This window comes from Micromonospora sp. DT63, from assembly GCF_049841615.1.
GTDB lineage: Bacteria > Actinomycetota > Actinomycetes > Mycobacteriales > Micromonosporaceae > Micromonospora.
The window spans coordinates 161,893-182,641 of the sequence record NZ_JBNCKQ010000011.1 but is presented as its reverse complement, the minus strand read 5'-3'; the positions used below and the strand labels follow the sequence as shown (position 1 = coordinate 182,641).

The 20,749-nt window shown below is 73.2% G+C and carries 21 protein-coding genes; 9 read left to right on the top strand and 12 right to left on the bottom strand.

What is annotated here, in order from left to right:
* Positions 1–100: 100 nt before the first annotated feature.
* The 5 genes from ACLQ27_RS30045 to ACLQ27_RS30025 all read left to right on the top strand — a co-directional run bounded on the left by ACLQ27_RS30045 (position 101) and on the right by ACLQ27_RS30025 (position 6,318).
* Positions 101–1,402 carry an ABC transporter ATP-binding protein gene (locus ACLQ27_RS30045; protein WP_357490989.1) on the top strand — a complete coding sequence of 434 codons (1,302 nt, stop codon included), beginning with the start codon at positions 101–103 and terminating at the stop codon, positions 1,400–1,402.
* Positions 1,403–1,495: 93 nt separating this feature from the next.
* Positions 1,496–2,542, top strand: coding sequence for a hypothetical protein (locus ACLQ27_RS30040; protein ID WP_425869874.1), 1,047 nt, complete (start codon positions 1,496–1,498; stop codon positions 2,540–2,542).
* A gap of 62 nt (positions 2,543–2,604) precedes the next feature.
* Complete coding sequence (locus tag ACLQ27_RS30035; protein ID WP_234591599.1) at positions 2,605–3,069, top strand: DUF4442 domain-containing protein; 465 nt, start codon at positions 2,605–2,607, stop codon at positions 3,067–3,069.
* Positions 3,070–3,130: 61 nt separating this feature from the next.
* Positions 3,131–3,949, top strand: coding sequence for an HAD family hydrolase (locus tag ACLQ27_RS30030; protein WP_425869872.1), 819 nt, complete (start codon positions 3,131–3,133; stop codon positions 3,947–3,949).
* Positions 3,946–6,318 (top strand): glycoside hydrolase family 65 protein, encoded by a 2,373-nt coding sequence (locus tag ACLQ27_RS30025; RefSeq protein WP_425869870.1) that lies wholly within the window; start codon positions 3,946–3,948, stop codon positions 6,316–6,318. The genes ACLQ27_RS30030 and ACLQ27_RS30025 overlap by 4 nt, the downstream gene beginning before the upstream one ends.
* Before the next feature lie 45 nt (positions 6,319–6,363).
* On the opposite strand, the gene ACLQ27_RS30020 is transcribed toward ACLQ27_RS30025, so the two are convergent.
* Positions 6,364–6,543, bottom strand: a complete 180-nt coding sequence (locus ACLQ27_RS30020; protein ID WP_234591596.1) for a hypothetical protein — start codon at positions 6,541–6,543, stop codon at positions 6,364–6,366.
* Between the two features lie 261 nt (positions 6,544–6,804).
* On the opposite strand from ACLQ27_RS30020, the gene ACLQ27_RS30015 reads away from it, so the two are divergent.
* Complete coding sequence (locus tag ACLQ27_RS30015; protein WP_357490980.1) at positions 6,805–7,482, top strand: dienelactone hydrolase family protein; 678 nt, start codon at positions 6,805–6,807, stop codon at positions 7,480–7,482.
* Here ACLQ27_RS30015 and ACLQ27_RS30010 read toward each other — a convergent pair.
* Entirely contained in the window at positions 7,477–8,664 is a 1,188-nt protein-coding gene (locus ACLQ27_RS30010; protein ID WP_357573487.1) for an AI-2E family transporter, read from the bottom strand. The two genes, ACLQ27_RS30015 and ACLQ27_RS30010, sit on opposite strands and share 6 nt — an antisense overlap.
* A 264-nt stretch (positions 8,665–8,928) precedes the next feature.
* Between ACLQ27_RS30010 and ACLQ27_RS30005 the strand changes: the two genes are divergently transcribed.
* Positions 8,929–9,099, top strand: coding sequence for an antitoxin (locus ACLQ27_RS30005; RefSeq protein ID WP_255787856.1), 171 nt, complete (start codon positions 8,929–8,931; stop codon positions 9,097–9,099).
* Positions 9,100–9,169: 70 nt separating this feature from the next.
* Here ACLQ27_RS30005 and ACLQ27_RS30000 read toward each other — a convergent pair whose 3' ends face one another.
* Positions 9,170–9,775 (bottom strand): hemerythrin domain-containing protein, encoded by a 606-nt coding sequence (locus tag ACLQ27_RS30000; RefSeq protein ID WP_425869867.1) that lies wholly within the window; start codon positions 9,773–9,775, stop codon positions 9,170–9,172.
* A 201-nt stretch (positions 9,776–9,976) separates the two neighbouring features.
* On the opposite strand from ACLQ27_RS30000, the gene ACLQ27_RS29995 reads away from it, so the two are divergent.
* Positions 9,977–11,299, top strand: coding sequence for an FUSC family protein (locus ACLQ27_RS29995; RefSeq protein WP_357490975.1), 1,323 nt, complete (start codon positions 9,977–9,979; stop codon positions 11,297–11,299).
* 10 nt (positions 11,300–11,309) lie between these two features.
* Here ACLQ27_RS29995 and ACLQ27_RS29990 read toward each other — a convergent pair whose 3' ends face one another.
* The 8 genes from ACLQ27_RS29990 to eccB form a co-directional block, all read right to left on the bottom strand.
* Complete coding sequence (locus ACLQ27_RS29990) at positions 11,310–11,954, bottom strand: C39 family peptidase (RefSeq protein ID WP_234590074.1); 645 nt, start codon at positions 11,952–11,954, stop codon at positions 11,310–11,312.
* Between the two features lie 227 nt (positions 11,955–12,181).
* Complete coding sequence (locus tag ACLQ27_RS29985; protein ID WP_425869864.1) at positions 12,182–12,589, bottom strand: pyridoxamine 5'-phosphate oxidase family protein; 408 nt, start codon at positions 12,587–12,589, stop codon at positions 12,182–12,184.
* A 31-nt stretch (positions 12,590–12,620) separates the two neighbouring features.
* On the bottom strand, positions 12,621–12,959 hold the full coding sequence (locus ACLQ27_RS29980) for a YkvA family protein (RefSeq protein WP_234590059.1): 339 nt from the start codon (positions 12,957–12,959) through the stop codon (positions 12,621–12,623).
* Positions 12,960–13,037: 78 nt separating this feature from the next.
* On the bottom strand, positions 13,038–13,835 hold the full coding sequence (locus ACLQ27_RS29975; protein ID WP_425869862.1) for a hypothetical protein: 798 nt from the start codon (positions 13,833–13,835) through the stop codon (positions 13,038–13,040).
* 272 nt (positions 13,836–14,107) lie between these two features.
* Positions 14,108–14,467: a hypothetical protein gene (locus ACLQ27_RS29970; RefSeq protein ID WP_425869860.1), complete on the bottom strand. Its 360-nt coding sequence runs from the start codon at positions 14,465–14,467 to the stop codon at positions 14,108–14,110.
* A gap of 213 nt (positions 14,468–14,680) precedes the next feature.
* Entirely contained in the window at positions 14,681–15,967 is a 1,287-nt protein-coding gene (locus ACLQ27_RS29965) for a WXG100 family type VII secretion target (RefSeq protein ID WP_357573482.1), read from the bottom strand.
* Positions 15,960–16,328 (bottom strand): hypothetical protein, encoded by a 369-nt coding sequence (locus tag ACLQ27_RS29960; protein ID WP_234590050.1) that lies wholly within the window; start codon positions 16,326–16,328, stop codon positions 15,960–15,962. Before ACLQ27_RS29960 ends, ACLQ27_RS29965 begins: the two co-directional genes overlap by 8 nt.
* A gap of 87 nt (positions 16,329–16,415) precedes the next feature.
* Positions 16,416–17,942, bottom strand: coding sequence for a type VII secretion protein EccB (gene eccB / locus ACLQ27_RS29955; RefSeq protein WP_357490965.1), 1,527 nt, complete (start codon positions 17,940–17,942; stop codon positions 16,416–16,418).
* A 159-nt stretch (positions 17,943–18,101) separates the two neighbouring features.
* Between eccB and ACLQ27_RS29950 the strand changes: the two genes are divergently transcribed.
* On the top strand, positions 18,102–19,289 hold the full coding sequence (locus tag ACLQ27_RS29950; protein ID WP_357573481.1) for a type VII secretion protein EccE: 1,188 nt from the start codon (positions 18,102–18,104) through the stop codon (positions 19,287–19,289).
* Between the two features lie 22 nt (positions 19,290–19,311).
* Here ACLQ27_RS29950 and eccD read toward each other — a convergent pair whose 3' ends face one another.
* Positions 19,312–20,709, bottom strand: a complete 1,398-nt coding sequence (eccD, locus tag ACLQ27_RS29945) for a type VII secretion integral membrane protein EccD (RefSeq protein WP_357490961.1) — start codon at positions 20,707–20,709, stop codon at positions 19,312–19,314.
* Positions 20,710–20,749: the final 40 nt, after the last annotated feature.

Here is a 20,749-nt window from a genome sequence, read left to right as displayed (position 1 = left end):
GTGTCATGGGCCGAACATGAGACGTTTACCCGATGTGCGAAACGAATGATCCTGGTCACAGTCTTCTGGGGGTTCGGCCGACGACCTGGGGGAGGTGACGGTGAGCACCGTCGCGCTCAAAGATGTGAGCAAGGTTTTCAAGGACGGCACGTTGGCCGTCGACAGCATAAATCTGGATGTGAACGACGGCGAGTTCATGGTGTTGCTGGGGCCTTCCGGCTGCGGCAAGTCCACAGTGCTGCGCATGATCGCCGGTCTGGAGGATCCGACACAGGGCGCGGTGCTGCTGGACGGGGAACTGGCGAACGACCTGCCGCCACGCGACCGCAAGATCGCGATGGTCTTCCAGGATTTCGCGCTTTATCCGCACATGACAGTGGGCGACAACATCGCCTTTCCGTTGCGGCTTGCCGGTATCGAACCGGAGCCGCGCGGTGAGCGGGTCACCGACGTGGCGAGTGCCCTCGGCATCAATGACGTCCTCGCCCGCAAACCGGGCCAGCTCTCCGGCGGCCAGCGTCAGCGGGTCGCCATGGGCCGCGCAATCGTCCGACGACCGGGGCTGTTCCTAATGGACGAGCCCCTGTCGAATCTGGACAGTGGGCTGCGCGCCGAGCTGCGCGCGGAGATCTCCGGGTTGACCCGCGAGCTGGGTGTCACCACCGTCTACGTCACCCACGATCAGGCCGAGGCGCTGACCATGGCCGACCGGGTGGCCATCATGCGCCGCGGCGTGCTCCAGGACGTGGGCACACCCACCCAGGTGTACGGCCGTCCGGCGACGCTCTACGTGGCCGCCTTCCTGGGCAGCCCCCGGATGAACCTGCTGGAGGCGTCGGTCTACGTCCACCTCGACCGGTACGTCACGCTCAACCTCGGTGAGCAGTCGCTCTACCTGCCGTGGAACGACATCCGGAGCCGGGCCGTGGCGCACTACCACGGTGAGCGGATCGTGGTCGGGATGCGTGCCGAGGCGCTCACCCCGGTCGCCCCGGACAGCCCCGGTGACGTCCTGCGTGGCCGGATCCGCTACCTGGAGCACCACGGGCACGAGTCGCTGGCGTTCCTCGACATCGGGGCGACCGCGATCATGGTGGACGAGATGGGTGCGCCACTGGACCCGCCGCCCGTGGGCCAGCGGGGCCTGCGCCGGTTCGGTGCGGTGATGCAGCGGCTCACCGGCAAGCCGGTGGAGGCCGAGGACGTGCCGAACGGCGCCGCGCGCAGCACCAGCGTCCTTCCCGACCCGGGCCGGCACCACCGCCGCCCGGCGGAGTTGGCGGTGCGGCTCGCGCCCTACCCGGCGGTCACCGCCGGTCATCCGCTCGCCGTGTCGGTTCGGATGGACGCGCTGCACTTCTTCGATGAGCGCGGTGCCCGGATCGACGTGGGTTGGCGGTGACGCCACGCCGTAGCGGGGTGGCGGGAGGTCCGTCCGGTGTCCTACCGTCTGCCCACCTAGTCCAGTATGTGACACACCGAGAGGGGAACACCCGTGTCGGGTGACCGTCCCAGTCCGCTCGTCATCGAGCGCATCCTGCGCGACCGGCAGGGCATCTGGCAGCAGATCGTGGCCGAGGGCGACCTCAACGCGCTGACCGGGCGGATGCTGGCCAGCTCCGCCATCGCGCTCGCCTGCTACGGGGCGGTGCTCGGGGCGTTCCACAGCCCGCTGATGGCGCTCACGTCCGCGCTGAAGCTGCCGCTGCTGTTCCTGGTCACGCTGGCCATCTGCCTGCCCACGCTCTACCTGTTCAACCTGGTGTTCGGCGCCCGACTGTCGGTGCGCCAGTCGCTGGCGCTGGTGATGGTCGCGATCACGGTCACCTCGATGCTCGCGGTGGCGTTCGCGCCGATCAGCCTGTTCTTTCTGATCACCGCGCCCGACTACGGCTTTTTCAAGCTGCTCAACGTCGCCATCCTGACGCTGTCGGCACTGGTCGGGCTGCGCTTTCTGACCGGCGGGATGCAGGTGCTCAACGACCACGGCCTGCTCGCCCCGGCGGTCCCCACGGCCGCGACCGCGGGCGAGGTCAACGCCCAGACGCCGGCGGTGCCGGCTGCGGTGCCCGCCGGTGCGGTGCCGGTCAGCGTGCCCGCCGGTGCGGCCCCGACCGCCGATGCGGGTGCCGAGCCGGTCGCCGTGTCGGCGGGAGCCGCGGTGGCGGGGTCGGCCGCGAACGGTGCCACGCCCGCCGCGACGCCGACCGCGCAGCCCGCGGCTCAGGCGCCGGCGCACGTCCCGGCCCAGTGGGGCGGCCAACCGGCCCCCGGCTCGTTCCCGCCCGGCATGATGCCGCCCGGCTACCCGGCGGCGCAGCGCCCGTGGGCCACCCCGCCGGCCCGGCGCGGCGAGCCGACGCAGCGGCCGGCCAGCATGACGCTGCTCTACATCTGGATCCTGCTCTTCGGGTTCGTCGGCACCCAGTTGGCGTGGACGCTGCGGCCGTTCTTCGGTGACCCGGGTCAGGACTTCTCGCTCTTCCGCAGCATCGACGGCAACTTCTACGCGGAGATCCTGCGGACGATCGCCAACCTCTGACCCCACGACAACCGGGAAAACCCTGGTTGCCGCCCTTGGTTACCGAGAAGTAACGTCGGGCTATGACCATCGACTCCCGCCAGGTGGCGGCCGGCATCCTGGAAGCGGTGCCGTTCGCCCGGACGCTCGGCATCGAATTCGTCGAGGTGGCACCGGAGGCGGACGGCGGGGTGCGGGCCGTCGTCCGGCTTCCCGACACGCCGGCCACCCACAACCACATCGGCGGCCCGCACGCCGGGGCGATGTTCACGCTCGGCGAGACGGCCTCCGGCACGGTCGTGCTGGCCGCCTTCGGGCAGCTGCTCGACCGTTGCGTGCCGCTCGCCGTCCGGGCCGAGATCGCCTACCGCAAGGTGGCCCGGGGGCCGGTGCTGGCCACCGCGCGGCTCGCGCGCCCCGCCCCGGAGGTGATCGCCGAGCTGGAGTCCGGTCGGCGGCCCGAGTTCGCCGTCGAGGTGGAGATCGCCACCGAGGACGGCACGCCCACCTCCGCACTGACGGTGATCTGGACGTTACGGCCGAACTGAGCCACGCCACGGGCGGCCGAAAACGGGTTTGCGGGCCCGGCCGGGTGGTTAGATTCGTACCGTGCTGGGCCTACCTGCTCATGTGACCGCCTGTCTCTTCGATCTGGACGGTGTGCTGACGCAGACCGCCCGGGTGCACAACGCCGCCTGGACGAAGACGTTCGACGAGTTCCTGCGGCAGCGCGCCACGACGACCGGAGAACCCTTCCAGCCGTTCGATCCCGGCCCGGACTACAACCGCTACGTCGACGGCCGGCCCCGCGCCGACGGCGTCCGGTCGTTCCTCGCCTCCCGGGGCATCGTGCTTCCCGAGGGCAGCCCCGACGATCCGCCGGACGCCGACACCGTCAACGGTGTCGGCAACCGCAAGAACGTCCTGCTGCTGGAACAGCTGCGCACCTCCGGTGTCGAGGTCTACCCGGGTTCGGTGCGCTATCTGCGGGCGGCGACCGCCGCCGGGCTGCGTCGGGCGGTGGTCACCGCGAGCGCGAACGGGCGCGAGGTGGTCGCCGCGGCCGGCCTGGAGGACCTGTTGGAGGCGCGGGTCGACGGGATTGTGGCCCGCGAGCAGAAGCTGCGTGGCAAGCCGCAGCCCGACACCTTCCTGGCCGGGGCCAGGATCCTCGGAGTGGACCCCACCCAGGCCGCCGTCTTCGAGGACGCGCTCTCCGGGGTGGCCGCCGGCCGGGCCGGCGGTTTCGGGTACGTGATCGGTGTGGACCGGGTCGGACAGGCCGACGAACTGCTCGCACACGGCGCCGACATCGTGGTGAAGGATCTCGCCGACCTGCTCGACGCGTTCGACGCCGACCCGCCGGCACCACGTCCCGCCGGCGACACCGCTGGCCGGACGCCAACCGGCGACCGGGGTCTCGCGTGATCCGGGAACGGGCCTATCCCGTCGAGCCCTGGCACATCCGGGAGACCCGGCTGGACATGGACGTGCTCGCCCAGTCGGAGTCGGTCTTCGCGCTCTCCAACGGGCACGTAGGTCTGCGCGGCAACCTCGACGAGGGCGAGCCGCACGGCCTGCCCGGCACCTACCTCAACTCGTTCTACGAGCTGCGTCCGCTGCCGTACGCGGAGGCCGGCTACGGGTTCCCCGAGTCCGGGCAGACCATCGTCAACGTCACCAACGGCAAGCTGATCCGGCTGCTCGTCGACGACGAACCGCTCGACGTCCGCTACGGCGAGCTGCTGTCGCACGAGCGGGTCCTCGACATGCGGGCCGGCACCCTGCACCGGGAGCTGCATTGGCGCTCGCCGGCCGGCCGCGAGGTCAAGGTCCGCAGCACCCGGCTCGTGTCGTTCACCCAGCGGTCGGTCGCCGCGATCAGCTACGAGGTGGAGGCCGTCGACGGCCCGCTGCGGCTGATCGTCCAGTCCGAACTGGTCGCCAACGAGTCACTCCCGGCGCAGAGCAAGGACCCCCGGGTAGCGGCCGTGCTGGAATCGCCGTTGCAGGCCGAGGAGGAGCTGACCACCCCGGACGGCGGGCAGCTGATCCACCGCACCAAGGTCTCCGGGCTGCGGGTGGCCGCCGCCATGGAGCACGAGGTGCACGGCCCGGACCACACCACAATCGAGTCCGAGGGGTACGAGGACTGGGTACGCACCACCATCGGTTGCGTGCTCCGGCCCGGCGAGAAGCTGCGGGTGGTCAAGTACCTGACGTACAGCTGGTCCAGCCGCCGTTCGCTGCCCGCGCTCCGCGACCAGGTCGGCGCGGCGCTCGCCGGGGCCCGGCTGGACGGCTGGGACGGCCTGCACCGGGAGCAGCGCAACTACCTCGACCGGTTCTGGGACGCGGCCGACGTGCTGGTCGAGGGCGATCCGGAGATCCAGCAGGCCGTACGGTTCGGTCTGTTCCACGTGCTCCAGGCCGGTGCCCGAGCCGAGCAGCGGCCGATCTCGGCGAAGGGGTTGACCGGTCCCGGCTACGACGGGCACGCCTTCTGGGACACCGAGATGTTCGTCCTGCCGGTGCTCACGTACACCCAGCCGAGCGCGGTGCGCAGCGCGTTGCAGTGGCGGCACAGCACGCTGGAGCAGGCCCGGGAACGGGCCGAGACGCTCGGCTTCAAGGGCGCCGCCTTTCCCTGGCGGACCATCGAGGGGCCGGAGTCCTCCGGGTACTGGCCGGCCGGCACCGCGGCGTTCCACATCGCCGCCGACATCGCCGACGCGGTCCGCCGGTACGTGCTGGTCACCGGGGACACCGTCATGGAGCGGGAGATCGGGCTGGAGCTGCTGGTGGAGACCGCCCGGCTGTGGCGCTCGATCGGGCACCACGACCGGCACGGCCAGTTCCACATCGACGGTGTCACCGGCCCCGACGAGTACACGGCGGTGAAGAACGACAACGTCTACACCAACCTGATGGCCCAGCGGAACCTGCTCACCGCCGCCGAGGTCGTGATGCGCTACCGCGACGAGGCGTTCCACCTCGGGGTCACCGACGAGGAGGCGGCGAGCTGGCGGGACGCGGCGACCTCGATGCACGTGCCGTACGACCACGAGCTGGACGTGCACCAGCAGGTGGAGGGGTTCACCCGGCTGCAGGAGTGGGACTTCCCGCACACGCCCGCCGAGAAGTACCCGCTGCTGCTGCACTACCCGTACTTCGATCTGTATCGCAAACAGGTGGTCAAGCAGGCCGACCTGGTCCTGGCCATGCACTGGCGGGGGGACGCGTTCACCCCCGAGCAGAAGGTGCGCAACTTCCTCTACTACGAACGACGGACCGTCCGCGACTCGTCGCTGTCGGCCTGCACCCAGTCGGTGCTGGCAGCCGAGGTGGGCCATCCCGACCTGGCGCACATCTACCTGCGCGAGGCCGCGCTGATGGACCTGCACGACCTCAACGAGAACACGCGCGACGGCGTGCACATGGCCTCGCTGGCCGGCGCGTGGCTCGCCCTGGTCAGCGGGCTCGGCGGGCTGCGCGATCACGACGACGAGCTGTCGTTCGCGCCCCGGCTCTCCAGCCGGCTGACCCGCCTGGAGTTCTCCCTCCAGTGGCGCGGGCTGGCGCTGCGGGTGGACGTCCGGCCGCACCAGACGACGTACTCGCTGCGCCACGGTGGCCCGGACGACGTCGTGGAGCTACGCCACCACGACCAGATGCTGCGCGTCACCTGCGACGAGCCGGTGACCGTGCCGGTGCCGCCGGCCGAACCCTCGGGACCGCCGCCGGAGCAGCCACCGGGTCGGTCGCCGCTGTTGCGGCTGCCCGAGCACGAGCAGTGACGGCCGGGGCGGGAGTGTTCCCGCCCCGGCCGCCACGCGCGTACGTCAGACCGGCTCGCCGGTCGAGGGCCGTCCGATGGCGTCCCGCGGCGCGGCCGCCTTGGGATCGTCGGGCAGCCGGGCCGAGGCGGCCTGGTCCCCGAAGTCCTGGTTGCGCTCCGCGTCCTGTTCACGCTGGGCGCGCTCGGCCATCTGCTGCTGCCGGGAGATCTGCTGCTTGGCCATGGTGATCCTCGCGATCCGTCGGGGCGCGGGTGCGCCGACACGGTCTGCGGTCGGTCGTCGCGTACCCGGCGGCCCACCCGGCAAACGCCGTCCCTGTGGTGCGACGCGGCGGCCTGCGTGCGCGTGCGACGCGGCGGCCCGCGGGCGCTGCGGCGTGGCGGGCGCGGGCTGCGTGCGCGTGCGATGCGGCGGTCTGCGGGCGCGCGTGCGACGCAGCGGGCGGGGTAAGCGGGCCCAGAGGCGAGCACGCGGAGGTGCGGCATGGACGAAGAGCGCAGCACGGTGAGCATTCCGGTCCGGGGCGCCGAGCTTCCCGCCGATCTGATGCTGCCCGCACGGCCCGTCGGCGTGGTGCTGTTCGCGCACGGCAGCGGCAGCTCGCGGCACAGCCCGCGCAACGTCGCGGTGGCCCGGACGCTGACCGGTCGGGGCCTCGCCACAGTGCTCGTGGATCTGCTCACCCCGGCCGAGGACGAGCTGGACACCCGCACCGCCGAACTACGGTTCGACATCGGGATGTTGGCCAGCCGGCTGGCCGGGATCGTCGACTGGTTGGCTGCCGAACGCCCCGCAGGTGACGTGCCGATCGGTCTCTTCGGTGCCAGTACCGGCGCCGCCGCCGCGCTGGTCGCGGCCGCGTCCCGGGCCGACCGGGTGGGCGCGGTGGTCTCCCGGGGCGGCCGACCCGACCTGGCCGGCGCCGCCCTGGCCCAGGTGCGTACCCCGACGTTGCTCCTCGTCGGCGGCCTCGACGAGGAAGTGATCACGCTCAACGAGCAGGCGCTCACCGAGCTGGGGGAGGTCGGCAAGCTGTGGGTGGTGCCGGGTGCCACCCACCTCTTCGAGGAGCCCGGCGCGCTCGACCAGGTCGCCGAACACGCCGGGACCTGGTTCACCACCCATCTCGCCCGGACGACAGCCGCGCCGCGCCGCTCATGAGAGTGCCGGCGCGTCCGGGGTGGAGCGGTGGCGCAGGACGGTGTCGATGACCCGCCAGAGGACAGCGGTGATCGGAACGCTGACGAAGGCGCCGGCGATGCCCGCGATCAGGGTGCCGGCGGTGACCGCCACCAGGATCACGGCCGGGTGCAGGCGCACCTGGCGCTTCATGACCAGCGGCTCCAACAGGTTGCCCTCGATCTGCTGCACCGCGACCACCGCGGCGAGGGTGAGCAGGGCCGTCGTCGGCCCGTTGGCCGCCAGCGCCACGAGCACCGCCACCGCGCCGGCCACCGTCGCCCCGATGATCGGTACGAAGCCGCCGAGGAAGGTGATCAGCGCCAGCGGCAGGGCAAGCGGCACCCCCAGCAGCACCAGGGCCAGCCCGATGCCTATCGCGTCGATCGCGGCGATCAGCATGGTGCCCCGGCTGTACGCGCCAAGCGTCTGCCAGCCACCCCGGCCGGCCTCGGCCACCAGCGACCGGTTGGGACCGGTCATCCGGGACAGCACCCAGTGCCACATCGACCGGCCGTCCTTGAGCAGGAAGAAGAGCAGCACCAGGGCGAGCAGCGCGGAACCCAGCACCTCGGTGGCCGTCCGGGCCCCCGACACCGGGTCCGGCGAACTGCCGCTGAGACCCTCGCGAGCCTGGTCGATCAGCTTGTCGAGTTGGGCGTCGCTGACCGGCAGGGTGGACGTGACGAAGTCGCGGCTGCGGTCCAGCCCCTGGGTCAGCTCCTGACTGAGCTGATCGAACTGGCTGGCGGTCAGGTTCCACACCAGCGCGCCGACCCCCACCAGGATGCCGAGCAGCAGCAGGACGGTGAGCAGCGCGGCAGGTGCCGCCGGCAGACGCAGGCGACGCAGCCGGAGCAGCACCGGGTCGAGCAGCGCGGTGAGGAAGATGGTGGCGGCCAGGGCGATGGCCAGCGGGGCCAGCAGGACGGCGATCCGACCCAGCAGGTAGAGCCCGGCGATGATCACCACCAGGCAGGCGCTCCACAGCACCGCGGTCCGGACCAGCCAGGGCAGGGTGGCCCACGCCTGGCGCGGCCCGGTGCCGCCGGTCGTCGCGGCGGTGCCCGTTGCGGACGCGGTGCCCGTTGTGGACGCGGCGCCGGTCGTGGACGCGGTGCCGGTTGTCGGCGCGGCGTCCGCCCCGGGTTCGTCTGCCGTCATGTCGGCCCTCCTCGATCTCGGCGAGGTCGGTACCCGGCCGGCGCTGCGCCGACACCCGAATCGCGCCAACGCTCGGCTCGCCCTCGGAAGTGACGGGCGCGTTCCGGACGGTCCGGGGCGTCCCGCCCGCGCGGATCGTACGTCGGCGCGGGCCGATCGGCCGGGCCTTCACCATCCCCGTCCGGACCGTCGGTGTTTGCGCCGACAGGCCCAGGGAACGCGAATGGGAACGACCCGAGGAGGAGGAGCGCCGTGGGTGACTTCATGGACAAGGCCAAGGACGTCGCGGACAAGCACGACAAGCAGGTCGACCAGGGCATGGAGAAGGCCGGCGACATGGCCGACAAGCGCACTGGCGGCAAGTACGACGACCAGATCGACAAGGGCGTGGACCAGGCGCAGGCGCGGACCGGTGAGGGTGACCAGGTCCGCTGACGAACCGGACGTCTCCCGGGCCGCCGAGGTGTCGGCGGCCCGGGATCGTCCCTGTCGGACGGTACGTCGGTCAGCGCTGCTGCTTCTCGCGTAGCTCGTCCATCGACGTCGGCCGGTCGCGCAGTGCGTCACGCATCCGGTCGACCATGCCGGTGCCGGGGGCGAGCAGCTTGTTCGCCGGGGGGTGGTCCGGCGCGCTCGGGTGGGGCCGGGTCGGCGCGATCTTCTTGAACGCCGTCACCTTCCCGGCCAGCTCGACCAGCTCCTCCCGAGCCGTGGCGGCGCGCAGCCGGGGGAAGAGGTCGTTCTCCTCGTCCTGCACGTGGTGGCGGATGGTGCTGGTCAGATGGGCGAGAAGTTCGTCGAAGCGGCTGTCGGACGGGTCGACCGATTCCAGGTCCTTCATCGTCCGTTCGGCGTCGGCGTGCTCGTCGATCTCGTGGTCCGCGATCTGGTCGCCGTCGGGCAGTGCCTTGCGCGCCGTCGGATAGACGTACGCCTCCTCGGCCACCGCGTGCCGGACCAGCTCGGCGATTACCACGTCGGTGAGCTGGCGGCGGTACTCGGGCGTGCCCTGGCGCGTCTCCAGCTCGACGAAGAGGGTCTCGACCTCGCGGTGGTCGGCGATGAGGATGTCGACGACATCCTCGTCGCCGGTGGTCTGTGGATTGTTCATCTGGGCCCCTTACCGGTTGCGGTCGGTGGGTGTGTGGCCCCTGGTACCCCGCAGCGGTCGGGCAAACCTACGGTCGCCGATGGATTTGACGGCGCGATCCGTGGTCGGTGGTCGCCCTGACGGCTGGTGCCGGCGGTGTCCTCTGGTGCGCGCGGGACGGAGGGGCACGATTGGTCGGACGTCCTCGGGGTAACCGCCGCCATGGCCGACGACCGCCCACCAGCCGACCGGGACCGGTCGCGGCTCGGCGAGGCCGCCGAGCGGAGCGGGCAGGCGGTCCAGCGGGTACGCCACCGCGGCGGGCAGGCCGGGCAGGTCCGTGCCCGGCAGTGGGAGATCACCCTGATCATCTCGATCCAGGCCGGGCTGGCCGCCACGCTCGCCGCCCTGATCGCCCAGCACTTCCTCGGCCCCGGCGCACACGTCTTCGCCCCTGCCGCCGCCGTCGGTACGATCGCGACCGCCATCGGTCAGCGCGCCCGCCGTACCTTCGAGCTGCTGTTCGGCGTGGGCCTCGGCATCACCATCGGTGACACGCTGCGTTTCTTCCTCGGCTCCGGGCCGTGGCAGACGGGTGTGGTGGTCGCCCTGGCCATCGCCAGCGCGCTGCTGGTGGCCGGCAGGGGCGGCGCGCTTGTCGGTCAGGCCGGTGGTACGGCGGTGCTGATCGCCACGCTGGCCCCGATGCAGCGTGGCCTGGAGCTGCCGAGGATCTTCGACGCGCTCGTCGGCGGCGCGGTAGGTCTCGTGGTGGTGGCGCTGCTGCTGCCGATCAATCCCCTTCGGGTGCTGGACCGCGCCGCCGCGCCGATCTTCGCCGTTCTCTGCGAACAGCTCGCCGAGCTGGCACAGGCCGTACGGCAACGCGACGGCGACCGGTCGCAGCGCGTCCTGGAGCGGCTGCGGGGTACCGAGGGTGACGTGGGACGTCTGCACGACTCGCTGAGTGGGGCCGAGGAGGTCGTCACCATCGCGCCGGCACGCTGGCACCGCCGCCAACAGTTCCACAGGTACGCCCGCAGCGCGTCGCACCTGGAGCGGCTCCTGCTGGACAGCACCGTCATGGCCCGCTGGTCGACGACCGCCCTGCAGTACGACGAACCGCTCCCGTCGGAGCTGGCGGACGCGATCGCCCGGCTGGGACGGGCGGTGGCGGAGATGCGGACGGAGTGCCGGGTCGGCGAGATCCCGCAGTGCACCCGGAAGCTGGTCGAGGAGACTGCCGAGCTGGCCGGACGGGCATCCGCGGTCGGGGTCAGGTCGTTCGGCGACGCCCTCGTCACCGCCCTGCGCACCGCGGCCAGCGACCTGCTCCGGGCGGCAGGATGCGACCCCGACGACGCCAACCGGATCGTGCGCAGGGCGGCAGGTGCCGGCGAGGCGGCCATCTCCCCACCGCCCCGGCGTCATCTGCACCGCGCCCGGGCGACTCGGGCCACCCGGGCGCGTCGGCGAGCGAACCAGGCGGCCCGCAGGCGCGACGACAGGGCCGGCCTCTCCGCGAGGAAGAGACCGGCCCGGTGAACCGTCAGGATCAGGAGGAGTAGCCGCGCTCGGCGATCCAGTTGGCGACCTTCGGCAGGCTCATCCAGTACTCGCCGAGCGCCGGGTCGGCCGGGTCGGCGACGCGGATGTCGTCCCCGCCGTCGCGGTAGCCGACGAGCGTCAGGTAGTGGCCGCCCTCGTACGAGTGCGGGTTGCCGTCGGTGTCCACGGTCGTGCCCTTGATGTTGGCCACCACCGGTCGGCCGGCGTCGATCGCGGCCAGGACGTCCCGGCGCAGCTGCTCGACCTGGTCGGGTCGGGCCACCGAATCACGGATCTCGGTGGTCCGATAGCGACCGCCGGTCAGCTCGTTGAGCACGCGGGTGGTGTCCAGGGCCGACGGTGTGCCCGCCTCCGTGGTGCCGAGCCGCTTGGCCACCTCGTCCTGGGACAGCGCCTTGCCCTGCGCGGAGAGCGCGATCCGGGTCGCGGCGGGGCCGCAGTAGAAGAAGTTCGGCTGGGCCTGGTAGTCGACGTCGAGAATGCGCTCCGCGCTCCGGTTGGACTGGCTCGACGAGGCCGGGGCGACCTGCGCGGGGGCCGCCTGCGCGGCGACGGCGGGGCCGAGGGCGCAACCGCCGGCGACCAGCAGGCCGACGACTGACAGACCACTCTTCTGCACGATCGGGTTCATGGTCGAGTCTCCGTTCGGGGGTGTGCCGCCTCCGTGGCGGTCTCGGCCGTGCGTACCGGGGACGTAACGGCCCTGCTTCGGCCGGCATTCCGTCGCCGGCTGCCGCTGGGGCGTCGTGACCAGGTGTAACGGCTACCGGCGGTGCGGGATTCCGCGAGACGGCATGCGACAGCGAGCCGGCCCGAAACGGGCATGGCGTCGCAAAGCGGGCAGTGTGCCGGTGTGGCTCAGAGGCTCCCGAGCAGCCCGGTCACGGTGATCTCGATGACCACGCGCTCCGGATTCGGGCGCGGGGTCCGATACCGCTCGGCGTAGCGTCGTTCGGCCTCCGCGACTGCGGCTCGATCCGACCGGAGCACCGCCCGGCCCTCGATCGTCAACCAGCGGCGCCCGTCCACGTGGCAGACCGCCACCGGAGTGCCGTCGGCGCCGGCGGCGGCCACCTGGCGGGCCTTGCGGGACGTACCCGAGGTGATCACCCGGGCCAGCCCGGCCGCCGCGTCGAGAGTGACCCCGACGGGCACCACGTGCGGGGTGCCGTCGGCGCGCAGGGTGGTAAGTGTCGCCAGGTGCCGTTCCGCGCAGAAGGCGGCCACCCGGTCGTCGCGGATGTCCAGCCGATGATCGCCCGCCACGCCCGTCCCCCGTCCTGCGCACCAACCTCGATCATCGTACGGAGCGGGCGCGGTCCGGATCCGGCGGTGCGTCCGGCTGCCCGGGCAGTCGACGGCCAGCCGCCCGGCGCTTGTGCACGAGCCGCGTGAGATAGATCAGCGCGCCGGCCAGAACGCCCATGTCGTCCAGGTAGATCGGGTCCGGGAGGATGTCCACCGGGAAGATCGTGTAGATCAGCGCCCCGTAGAAGGCGACCTTTCCGCCCGCGCCCAGCCCGGTCAGCAGCCGCCTCGTCCGCACCAGCCGTACCGCCAGCACCACCGCGCCGACAAGTGTGGCGAGGGCCAGGATGCCGGCGATCACCACGAGGACCCACGCCTGTCGGGACATGCCGTCACGCTAACCCACAAGCGCCGGCCCGGCCCGGTTCGCCGTGTCGCGGCGAACCGGAACCACCCGGCCGCCGAGTCAGAACGCGGGCACCGCCGCCCTACCCCGGGCGACCACCGCGTTCTCCCGGGTCTGCTCGGTCGACGGCCGGAGCACCTCGCTGAGCGGCAGCACCGACGCCGACTCCGCCACCCGCCGCCCGGCCGCCGCGTGAGCCTCCTCGCGGAGGCTGCGAGCCGCCGCCACGGCCAGCTCCGCGGCCCGCCAGGCCGCCTGCTCCCGCTCCTGGGCGGCGACGTGCCGGGCCGCCAGATTGTCGCGGATCGCCCGCTGCAGCACCAGCTCCTGCTCGACCGGGTGCAGCCGCGGGTCCCAGCCGTCGCGGTGCGCGAAGACGTCGCTGAGCTGCTCCACCGACAGCTCCCGCCGCCAGTACGCGTCCAGCGCGGCCCGGTGCAGGTAGCGCTCACGGTCGGCGTACTCGGCGGGGGTCCGGACGGTCTGTGGCAGCGGCATCGCGGCTGCCCCACCGAGCCGCCGTACGCCCGCCTCGGCCGCCTCCAGCGCCTGCCAGGCGGCTTCGACGGTCTCCTGCGCGGCCACCCACTCGGCCCGCCGACGCTGGGCGGTGGTGGTGGCGCGTTCGGCGGCCACCGCGACCTCCTGCGCGTAGCGGCTCTGCTCCCGCTCCTGGAGCGCCTGTTCCAGTTGGCTGGGCATGGCGGCGTTGCGGATCCGGACGGCCGGGTCGAGGCGGAGCCGGCCGGGTCGCAGCAGGAGCGCGGCGACGGCGACCACCACCACCCCGAGCAGGCTCAGCCAGATGGCGGCGGCCCGGGGCACGTCGGGCAGGACGGCGGAGAGGACGGTCTGCATGATCAGCACCTCGCGGTCGAACGACGGTATCGACGGATGGGTCCTGACGGCACCGGGCCGGTCGCTCGACTGGTGTCGACGCGCCGGGCTCCGAGTGGTCGGGGTGAGCTGCGGATGGCCGCCCCAGGCTCGGGCCGATCCCCGCTGGGCGGGAGGTCGGGAGCCGGATCGGGTCTGGCTGCGGGTAGCGCCGGTCGGCGGCGACCCGGGCACCCGGACGCACGACCCGGAGCCGGGTCGCGGGGAGCGTCGGGTGGCCTGACGGCCTGGGTTCAGCTGGTGGGAGGGCCGCGTCGGGGCGGGGTGCCGCGGCCGGGCTCAACGGCCGGCGCGTGCTGCGCGCCCGCGAGGACCCGGCGGGTCGGCGCGGCGACGACTGCTTCGCTGCCCGGCCGGGGCGCGGCCGGCTGGCTCGTACGCTCGGTGGCCGCCACGGCCTCGGGTCGAACGGCGTCCACGCGGCTGCTCACGGCGCTGGGCCGCAGCTGGGCCTGGGCGGACGGCGGGGTCGCGGCGAGCGCGCCGCCGAGACCGACAGCGAGCACCAGTGCGGTGACCGCCAGCCGGGTCAGCTCCCGCAGTGACCACAGCACTGCCCACCGGGCTGGGCGGACCAGGGCTGCGGACAACACCCGACCAACCTATCGCCCGAGCCGCCGTGGCGCAGCACGACAGCGGGCGCAACGGTGGTGACCGCCACCACCGTGAACACTGTGGACGGTGGTGACCTGCGGCGACACCGCCTCCGGGTACGACGGCCGGGGGCCGGAACACGGTGACCCCCGCCGCGACAGGCGGCAGGGGTCACTCGGGTGTCTCGTGCGGCGTTGGGCGCCGTCGGCGGGTCAGCCGGCGGTGCCGAGCACCGGTGGCGCGGCGTCCCCGCCGTCCTGCCACACCATCTCGTCCTCGGTCAGCCAGGTCAGCCGCTCGTCGGACTCGTCGTCCTCGGGGCGACCGTGCCCGCCGAGCACCCCGGGGCGGTTGCCACCCCGGCCGTTGCCCGTCAGACCCTGCCGCCCACCCGCTGCCGCCCGACCGGTCTCACCGCGGCGGCCGTCGATGCTCCGCCCGACGCCACTGGCGGAACGGTTCTCGGCGGCGGCAGCGCCGCCGGTCGGCCGGGCCGCCGTGGTGGGCGTGCTGCTCGACCCGGCGAGCGCGGAGGTGCGCAGGACGCCACCGGCCGGCGCCCCGCCCGGTGCCCCGAAGAGCAGGCTCGGCCCGCCCGAGGCGCTGGCAGCCACGGTGGTGGCCGGCCCGGACAGCCCGGCCAGGCCGGCCGCCCCGCCGGTGAGCAGGGCCCCGCCGAGCAGCGGGTCCGCGCCGGCGAGGGAGGTGGTGCCGCCGGGGTCGCTGCCGGAGCCCTCCGGCCCGATGACGACAACCGAGGTGCCGCCGTCGTGGCCGGGGACGGAACCGCCCCCGCCGGCCGGCGGAGGTGCCACCCCGTCGGGCGTCGTGACCGTGGCGCCGCCCGTGTGCGCGGTCAGGCCGGTGGCGGTCGGAGCGGCCGACGGCGTCGTGGTGGCCGGGCCGCTGCGCGGCGTCGGCCGGTCCTGGTTGGTCGTCCGCGGAGTCTCCGGGTGGGGGTGGGGCGGGTCGACCACGCGGTCGTAGGCGGAGAGGTCGTAGCCGGCGGCCAGTTCGGCCACCACGTTCACCATCCGCTGGTGGGCCTTCTCCTGCTCTTCCTTGTCCTGCTGGTGGCCCATGATGCCCCCGACCACGGCACCGGGCAGGCCGAAGGCGGCACCCTTGAGCGCGCCCGAGACGGCCTTGTCGTTGTCGTCGGTCTCCTCCGGGCTCTCGGCCTGCTTGTGCGCGGTGCGCAGCTGGCCGGCCATCATGGTGAGGCCCTGCTTGACGCCGGCCATGCCTTCGCCCAGCGCGTCGGAGTGGTCGACGATCAGCGTCAGCCGGCGCTGGAACTCCCGACCTGCCGAGCCCGTCCAGGTGTGGCCGAGCTTTTCGAGGTCGCCGCTCAGCTCCCGGCCGAGACCGTCCAGGATGCCCTTGAGGGCGGCCCACTGGGCGGCGATCCCGTCGATCTGCTCCGGCTTGCCGGCCATCACCGCGTCGTACAACTCGCGGTGGCTCTTGTCCTGGTAGCGCTGGGTGTACTCAGACACTGCCGTCCCCCTTCGGCTGCAACGCCCGGTCGACACCGGTCAGCGCAGCCGTGATGTCGGTGGCGTTGGCCGCGTTACGCGCCTCGGCGGTGCGGTAGTTGGCCAGGATGGTGCTGGTCGCCTGCTGCGCGGCCACCACCGCCTGCCGGAGCCGCTCGGCCTGCTCCACGTACGACTGGTGGACCTCGCTGTAGCGGCGCGAATTCTGGGTGGCATCGGTGAACGATCCCAACGCCGGTGGGCTGCACTGCATCTCGGTGTTGAGCTTGCGCAGCACCGACTCGGCCTGGCTCAGCCGCGACGTCAGGTGTTGGTGGAAGTCCTCAAGGGACAGCAGGTCGACTTCCGTACGCCCGGTCATGGCAACATCCCCGTCGTTCTGGTTGACAACCGTCAGCGAACCAAGGTTAGTCCACTGCTGCGACACGGGGCGACCCGTCCGAACGGGTCAGTCGTCGGCGCCGGTCGATGCCCCGGGCGACCCGCCGCCCGTGCCCCCGCTCGTCGGGGCGACAGTGGCCGACGTGGACGACGTCGGCTGCGGCACGGACGCGGACGCCAACGCGTCACCCGGTGCGAACTGCACGAGCGCGTCCTCCCGGTTGAGCGTGGGCCCGGTCGGGATCAACGCGAGCAGCGAGCCGGGAACCGCCAGCGGAGTGACCCCTTCGTAGCCGAGCGCCCCCAGCGTCTCGGCGGAACCGAGCGGGTACCGGACACCCTGCGGGCTGATCAGGTAGACCGTCGCGCCGGCGGCGCCGGATCCGCTGGTGCCGGCGCCGGGCGCGGCCTGGGCCAGTACGCCCTTGCCGCCGGGCAGCAGCACCGATTCGGCCGTACGCACCGTGTCCCGGTTGGTCTGGCGCACCGGCACGGAGCCGGGCTCGTCCGCCGTCAACTCCGCCGGAGCCCGGTCGAAGACCTCAAGCGTGGTGGTCGGGGGACCACCGGCGGCGCCGGCCCGGTACGTCGCGCAGAGCAGCGTCTGCCCGGCCCGGGCCTGGTACAGGGTGGGCAGGGTCCGGGGCATGCCGTCCGCGTCGAGCCGCTGCTCGGTCAACAGTCGACCGGCCTGGTCCGGCGTGATGTCGGTGATCTGACCGCCGCCACTGATGAGCAGCAGGGCGGTGATCTCACTGATCGAGACGAGACCCTCCCGCGCGAGCACGTAGTGCTGCCCCGCGGCCTGGAAGACCTGACCGATGGTCGCGGGCCGGCCGGCCACGCTCAGCCCGCTGCGCTCGCCCATGTCGGCCAGGGACGGCTTGCGCAGCGGTGGCCCGGCCGGTATGGCGTTGAGCAGTTGCTGCCCGACCGGCAGCGGCGCCGTGCCGGTCATCCGCAGCGCCGCGACCGCCTGGTCACCGCCGCGCACCTCCAGCCGGGAGTTGCCGGTGAGCAGGTGCCGCTGACCGTCCACGGTGACCAGCACCGCCCGGTCACCGAGCGGCGCACCGCCGGGCAACGCACGGTCGATCACGACGCGGGTGGTGGAGTGGCGCGGGTCGGCCGGGTCGGGCACGTCGCAGACGGACCACGGCAGGCCGGTCAACGACTTGCGGTCCGGCAACGCGTCGGGTGCGCCGACGATGCCGACGGTGTGCCCCCGTGGCCGGTCGCGCAGCGCGGCCTGGGACATGGTGCGCACCGCGGGGTCGGGCTCGTTGAGGATCAGCCGTGCGGAGGCGTAGTTCAGCGTGGGATGCAGCTCGCCCTCGGCGAACACGTACGTCGCGCCGGTTTCCCGCTCGATGACCAGGGTGTTCTCTTCCAGCGGCGCGGCATTCCCGGTCAACTGGCCGTACGCGCCGACGCCACCGAGCACCACCGCCGCGGCGATCACACTGCCGAAGACCGCCATGCCGAGCCGTCGCATCGGCAGGTTGGTCGTCTCCGGATCGCCCGACACGAGCGCGGAGACGATCCGACGGGTGACGAAGCGGTACGCCTGCACCTGATCGCGGCGGGTCCGCATGACTTACCTCCGGCGGGGTGGATCCGCGACGATGTCCTCGGGGTGCCGTCGCGGGCTTCCCTACGATAAGGGGCCGACGGCGGGTCCTCGGGGCCGCCGCCGGATCGGTGCCGGGCCGACCCGGCGCAGAGTCGTACCGTCCAGGAGGGACTGTCAGCGATGACGCAGGTTCAGGCGCCACCCGCCCGAGCGGTCACGAGGCCGTCCGACGTCCCGGCGCGGGTCACCCCGGCGGCCGACCGGCCGGTCCGGGGTCGCATCGGTCCGGTGCTGGTCGGCCAGCTCGTCGTACTCGAGGTGTGCGCCATCGCCGTCTGGGCCGCGACGGCCGGGCCGAGCTGGCTGCTCGCCACGGTCGCCGCCCTGGCGGTGGCGGTCGTGGTGGCCGCGTTCGCCCGCCGTGGCGGTCGCTGGTGGTTCGACGACGTGCTGCTGCGTCGCCGGCTGCGCCACCGCCGTGAGCGGGCGGCGGTCGCGCTGGCCGACGGCACCGCCGTGGACCCCCGGCTGGCCGCGCTCGCACCCGAGCTGGGCGTCATCGAGTTGACCGACCGGGGCACCCGGCTCGGCATCGGGCAGGACGACCAGGGCTGGTTCGCCGCGGTCGCGCTGCAACCGGCCACCGGTGACGCGGTCGGTTCGGTGGACGCGGCGACCGTGGACCGCGCCCTGCGGGTGCTCGCCGACTTCTCGGCCCCGGTGTCCAGGGCCCAGGTGGTCGCGCACACCCTGGTCTGGTATCCGGCCCCCGGTGCGCCGCCGGCGGCGCACCGGACCGTCTGGGTGGCGCTGCGGCTCACGGTCCACGACGCACGGATCGAGACGGTGAGCCGAGGCGGCGGACTGGCCGGTGTCCACCGCACGCTGGCCGCCGGCATCGGCCGCTTGGGCAAGGCGCTGACGGCAGCCGGATTGGCCCACCGGCCGCTGGGTCGCGACGAGCTGCGCGCCGCAGTGGTGTCGGCCGCCGGGCTGGACCTGGTGCCCGAGCCGCCGACGGAGAGCTGGCGGGGGCTGGGCGGCGGCGGCTGGACGCACCGCTGCCTGACCCTGCGGGGCCGCCCGGACGCGCCGTTGGGTCCGCTGGTGGACGCGATCACCGCAACGTCGGCCCCCTCGCACACGGTGGCCGCCGCGGTGGCGCCCGGCGGGCGCATGGCGACGCCGCTGCTCCGGGTCGCGGCCATGGACAACCACGTCGAGGCGCTGGTCAAGGTCGTCCGGGAGGTCGCGCACCGCGCGGGCACGCCGGCCCGGCCGTTGGACGGGCAGCACGGCCCGGGCGTCTACGCCAGCGCGCCTGTCGCGTCGGCGCCCGTGGGCGCCGGCCGGCGGCAGTCCCGCTGACGGCGAGCTGACTGCTCCCCGGTCAGGGCCGCAGGTTGACGATCCAGCCGTACAGGCCGCAGACCCAGACGGCCAGCGGCACCAGCGCGATGATCAGCATGATCTCGACGATGTCGAGCAGCCGACCCCACACCGGCGAGATGCGCTTGCCGGCGACGGTCAGGCCGTAGATCAGGCTGACCACTGCCGCCAGCAGCAGCCCACCGAGGACCAGGCCGAGCCGGACCGCGAGCGACCCACCGGCGAAGGTCGCCGCGGCGGCCAGGCCCAGCCCGACGGTGCCGGCGAGCAGCACCGGAACGCGCTGGGCCCGACCCAGGAGCGGTCGCGCCCGCAGCAGCGACAGCAGGGCCAGCACCAGGCACAGCAGCACCGCCGGCAGGCGGCCGTCCAGGGCCAGCACCAGCTGCGCGCCCAGCACCAGCACCGCCACCGTCCACAGCAGACCGGTGAGGAACTGGTCCGCCCGGTCGCTGCGCTCGAGCACCTGCCGCCCGTTCACCGACTCGCTGTCGGTCTTCAGATCGTCCGGACCGGTCGGGATCGACGGCACCGGCAGCCGGGCCAGCCGGTAGGCCACCATCGGCAGCGCCGGCACCACGCCGAACGCGACAGCCGCCACGATCGCGGCCCCGGCGGCGGCGTCGAGGTCGAGGGTCAGGCAGAGCAGCGCGCCCAGACCCGTCCCCGCGCCCACCCCGATCGCGGCGAAGAAGAGGGGGTACCGGTCACCGACGGCCACCACGGCCACCGCCCCGGCGACCACCACGGCCGTGGCCGCGAGCAGGACGTGCGGACTGGCCAGCTCGGTCAGCTTGCGGTCACCGGCGAGCAGCAGCAGGCCACCGGTGCCCGCGTACACCAGCCCGACCATCGCCAGCACCGAGCCCGTGCCGCTGTCACCCGCCGCCCGGGCGAGCACCGCGGCGCCGACCAGCAGCGCCACCGCGACCAGCACGGCGGCCAGCGCGCCGGGCAGGTGGGGAGGGCCGGTGAACAGAGCGGCCAGGGCGCCGGCGCCGAACGCCGCCGCGGCGAACAGCACCGCGAACGACCTGGTCGCCCCGACCTGCCAGGAACCCGGCCGCTGGGTGGTCGCGGTGGCGACCGCGTCCACCACGTCGTCGAAGACGACCTCCGGAGCGGAGGCGGACCGGGGGTTGAAGTACAACACCTCGCCGTCGCGGACACCGAGCTGCGCGGCCGTACGACCACCGTCCAGAGGTGCACCACCCAGGCGGGACAACGCCCAGCCGCCGTGCCGCACCCCGTCGTCGGCCAGGTCTTCACCGGCGTAGCGCAGCAGGGTCGGCAGAAGGTCCGCCATCGGCACGTCCGACGGCAGGGCCAGATCCATCCGCGTACGGGGGGCCACAATGGTGATCCGGCTCAGACCACCGGTCGCCGTCTTCGTCGCCACAGTGGCCTCCTGGTGTCCATCTACGATCGGCGGGCCGGGA